This is a genomic window from Bifidobacterium sp. UBA6881 (assembly GCA_002451435.1).
Taxonomy (GTDB): domain Bacteria; phylum Actinomycetota; class Actinomycetes; order Actinomycetales; family Bifidobacteriaceae; genus Bifidobacterium.
Map to the genome: position 1 here is coordinate 6,911 of DKCF01000078.1, position 4,358 is coordinate 11,268.

Here is a 4,358-nt window from a genome sequence, read left to right on the forward strand (position 1 = left end):
CCATCCACTGATCCCATGTCGATGGATTCTGCGTCCAATCGACACACCTATCGTGCCTCCCATGCAGTTTCCGCCAGCTAAAACAATCCGTCGTGCGAATTATGCAGGAAGCGCCCGGATTGTACCGGCGGAAACTGCATGAATCGCACAACGGTTTTTCGAACTGCATGAACGGCACTGACGATGAAGGGCCTCCAGCGGGATTCGTTGGAGGCCCTTACCGTCAGTAATTGGAATCCGTTATTGGTCCGGCGAACTACCGCTGTGCGGCGAGCAGTTCGTGCAGATGCTCACGGTGCTTGCGCTGTTCGCGCGGATCCGGCACCGGCAACGAAGCCAAAAGCTTCTTCGTATACGGATTCTGCGGGTCGTGCATAATCTGGTCGGCATCGCCGTGTTCGACGATCCGTCCCTTGTGCATCACCATGATGCGGTCGGCGAGCATGTCGACCACCGCGAGATCATGGGTGATGAACAGGCACGCGAAGCCGATTTCAGCCTGCAGACGCTTGAACAGTTCCAATACCTTCGCCTGCACCGACACATCCAACGCGGAGGTCGGCTCGTCGGCGATGAGCAGGCTCGGCTTCAACGCCAACGCGCGCGCCAGCGACGCACGCTGACGCTGACCGCCGGAAAGCTCGTGCGGGAAGCGGTTCATGTAGGCGCGCGGCAGCTGCACCATCTCCAGCAGGTCGCCGACATAGTGCCGTGCCTCATACACCGACGAGTACTTTTTGTGCACGATCAGCGGTTCCGCCACGTTCTCCGCGATGGTCATCAGCGGGTTGAACGAGCTGCCCGGATCCTGGAACACGAAACCGATGTCGGCGCGCTTGGGCTTGAAATCGCGTTCCTTCACGCCGTTCATCTCGACGCCAAGCACATTGAGCGATCCGCCGGAAACCTTCTGCAGACCGGCGATGGCACGGCCGGTGGTCGATTTGCCGGAACCGGATTCACCCACCAGTCCGAGGACTTCGGAACGATGGATGGTGAAGTCGATGCCATCCACGGCCTTGAAGTCCGGCTGCATAAGATGCCCCGGATACGTGACGGTCAGACCTTTCGCCTCGACAGCTATCGGCTGCTCGCGCCAATCCTTCTGACGTTCGATCACCTTGCCGTCGGAGTCTTTGACGATGAGCTTCTGACCAATGCGCGGCACGGCCGAGAGCAGTCGCTTGGTGTAGTCCGCCTTCGGCGAATAGAAGATCTGCTCCACGCTGCCCTGTTCGACGACATGCCCGCGGTACATGACCACGACCTCGTCCGCGATGTCGGCGATCACGCCCATGTTGTGCGTGATGATGAGCACGGAGGCGTCGAATTCGTCGCGTGCCAGACGCAACAGATCGAGGATTTCCGCCTGCACGGTCACATCCAGCGCGGTGGTCGGCTCATCGGCGAGGATGAGTCCGGGATTGAGCACCAGGGCCATGGCGATGACGATGCGCTGCTTCTGACCACCGGAGAACTGGTGCGGATAGTAATCCACACGGGTTTCGGCATCCGGAATGCCCACCTTCCGCAGGATGTCGATGGCCTTGGCTCGGAGTTCCTTCTTGTCCTTCATGCCGTGGGCGCGCAGGCCCTCCTCGATCTGCCATCCGATGGTGTACACCGGGTTGAGCACCGAATTCGGCTCCTGGAACACCATCGCGGCTTCGGCGCCACGCATCTCGCGCAGCTGTTCGCCCGAGAGCGACAGCACGTCGAGCTGCTCGTCGCCTTTGCGGTTCGACAGATAGACCGCGCCGGAGGTCGTCGCGGTCTCCGGCAGCAGTTTGATGATGGATCGCGCGGTCACGGATTTGCCGGAGCCGGATTCGCCCACCACGCCGATGACCTTCTTGCGTGGGATTTCGAAGCTGATCTTGTCGATGGCTTTGATGGATCCGGCGTCGGTCATGAACGAGACGCTTAAATCCTTGATTTCGGCGAGATTGTCGTCTTTGATTTCGCTCATCGGTTCACTTCCCTTCCTTTGCGCCCCACTCGGAGGACTTGAATGACGGATCACGATCGGTGACGGTCACCGGCACGTCGCTGGCGCCCATCGGATTCTTGGCGGCGTCGAGTTCGGCCATGACCTCATTGCGCGCTCCCGGCTTTTCGCTGGGGTCGACGGAGGTGTCTTCGATGGAGCCCACGACCTCGCCTGCCGACTTGCGGGCACGCAGACGTGGGTCGGCGAGATCGTTCAGGGATTCGCCCACGAGGGTGATGCCCAGCACGATCAGCACGATGGCGATGCCCGGGAACACGGCCGTCCACCAGATTCCCGCGGTCACATCGGACACGGAACGGTTGAGGTCGTATCCCCATTCGGCAGCCGCGGTCGGTTCGATGCCGAAGCCGAGGAATCCCAGACCAGCGAGGGTCAGAATGGCCTCCGAGGAATTCAGCGTCAGAATCACCGGCAACGTTCTTGTGGAGTTCTTGAACAGATGCTTGGTCATGATGCGCCAGGTGGAGGCGCCGACCACACGGGCGGATTCCACATACGCGGAACCCTTGATACGGATCACCTCGGCGCGAATCGTGCGGAAATACTGCGGAATGTACACCACGGTGATCGAAATGCCGGAGGCGAAGATGCCGCTCCACAGACCGGACTGGCCGTGGGAGATCATGATGGCCATCAGGATGGCGAGCAACAGCGACGGGAACGAATACACGGCGTCGGCGATCATGACGAGCACGCGATCGACCCAACCACCGAAGTATCCGGAGACCAAACCGAGCAGCACGCCGGCGAAAATCGACAGCAGCACTGCCACGATGATGGCGATGACCGCGGTGCGTGCGCCCCACACGACGCGGCTGAACACATCATATCCGCCTGCGGTGGTACCCCAGATGTGTTCGGAGGACGGTGCCGCCTGCGCGGGGAAGGAGACCCCGTTGGCGTCCTTGAGCTGCGCGTATCCATATGGCGCGATCAGCGGCGCGAAGATGGCAACAAGCAGGAAGAACGCCGTGAGCACGAGTCCGGTGATCAGCATGCCCTTCTGCCAGCCGACGGCCACGCGAAGTTCCTTGATGATCGGAATCTTGTGCCATAACGGCGTCTTCTTGTTGAGATTCAGCTTGTCCAGACGATCATCGCCGGGGACGGTGACCTTGTTGGTAGATGCTGCGTTCATATCAGTACCTCACTCTCGGGTCGACCAGCGCGGCGATGACGTCGACGATGAAGTTGACGACGGCCACGATGATGGCGATCAGAATCACGATGCCCTGCACGGCGACGAAATCACGCGCCTTCAGGTATTGCGACAGCATGAAGCCGAGGCCCTTCCATTCGAAGGTGGTTTCGGTGAGCACCGCGCCCGCGAGCATCAGTGCGATCTGCATGCCCATCACGGTGATGATCGGAATCAACGCGGGCTTCCATGCATGCTTGTCGAGCAGTCGTTTTTCGGAGACGCCGCGGGAACGTGCGGCCTCCACATAGCCGGAATTGTAGGTGGAGATCACATTGGTACGCACCAGACGGATGAACACGCCTGCGGTGAGCAGTCCCAATGCGAGCGCCGGCAGTACCGCGTGACGCAGCACGTCGATCAGCACGGACGGCTCGCCCAACTGTATCGCGTCGATGATGTAGAAGCCCGTCGGCGAAATCAGACGGCTGAATTGCATTTCGCTTTCCAGCGACGAGCGACCGGAGGCCGGCAGCACGTTCAGCCAGATGGCGAAGATGAGCTTCAGCACCAGACCGAGGAAGAACACCGGCGTGGCGTAGCACAGGATGGCGAAGGTGCGGATGCCGGCGTCCGCGGCATGGTCGCGGTGCCGGGCCGCGATGCGTCCCAGGCCGATGCCGACGACCAATGCGACGATCAATGCCAGGAACGCGAGTTCGAAGGTGGCCGCGCCATATCGGGTGAGGATGGTGATGACCTTCTGGTTATCGGTCAGCGTGGTGCCGAGGTCGCCGTGGAGCAGGTCGCCGAGGTAGTCGAGATACTGCACGATGAGCGGACGGTCGTATCCGGCCGCGTGGATGCGCTTATGCAGCTCCTCCGGCGTGAGTCGGCCGCCAAGCGCCGCGGAAATCGGATCGCCGGTGGCTCGCATCACGAAGAAGACGATGGTTACAAGAATGAAGACGGTCGGAATGATCAGCAGAAAGCGGGTAAGCACGAAGCGGAAGAATCCGCTGGAAAGCTTGTTCCTCTTTGCTTTCGGCTGAGCCTCAGTTGCGCTTTGCGTCACGTCTGGCTCCTTTGTGGATGGGGGTGTTTTGATACAAATTGAGCCCCTGAACGGCCAAAACACCGTTCAGGGGCAGCATGAGGTCAGTTTCAGGACTTGGTCACGGAAGCGTAACGGAAGCGGAACGACGCATC

At 60.5% G+C, this 4,358-nt stretch carries 3 protein-coding genes; all 3 read right to left on the reverse strand.

Annotated features, from left to right (window positions below; genetic code table 11):
- Positions 1–256: 256 nt before the first annotated feature.
- Genes B3C64_RS06240 through B3C64_RS06250 form a run of 3 tightly spaced genes read right to left on the reverse strand, consistent with a single transcriptional unit; the run spans position 257 to position 4,224 of the window.
- Positions 257–1,969 carry a dipeptide ABC transporter ATP-binding protein gene (locus B3C64_RS06240; protein ID WP_291534498.1) on the reverse strand — a complete coding sequence of 571 codons (1,713 nt, stop codon included), beginning with the start codon at positions 1,967–1,969 and terminating at the stop codon, positions 257–259.
- A 4-nt stretch (positions 1,970–1,973) separates the two neighbouring features.
- Entirely contained in the window at positions 1,974–3,149 is a 1,176-nt protein-coding gene (locus tag B3C64_RS06245; RefSeq protein ID WP_291534499.1) for an ABC transporter permease, read from the reverse strand.
- 1 nt (position 3,150) lies between these two features.
- Positions 3,151–4,224 carry an ABC transporter permease gene (locus B3C64_RS06250; protein ID WP_291534500.1) on the reverse strand — a complete coding sequence of 358 codons (1,074 nt, stop codon included), beginning with the start codon at positions 4,222–4,224 and terminating at the stop codon, positions 3,151–3,153.
- Positions 4,225–4,358: the final 134 nt, after the last annotated feature.

Bases quoted from the DNA above. Each gene is read 5' to 3' on its own strand.
- B3C64_RS06240 (WP_291534498.1), bottom strand. From the start codon at position 1,969: ATGAGCGAAATCAAAGACGACAATCTCGCCGAAATCAAGGATTTAAGC.
- B3C64_RS06245 (WP_291534499.1), bottom strand. From the start codon at position 3,149: ATGAACGCAGCATCTACCAACAAGGTCACCGTCCCCGGCGATGATCGT.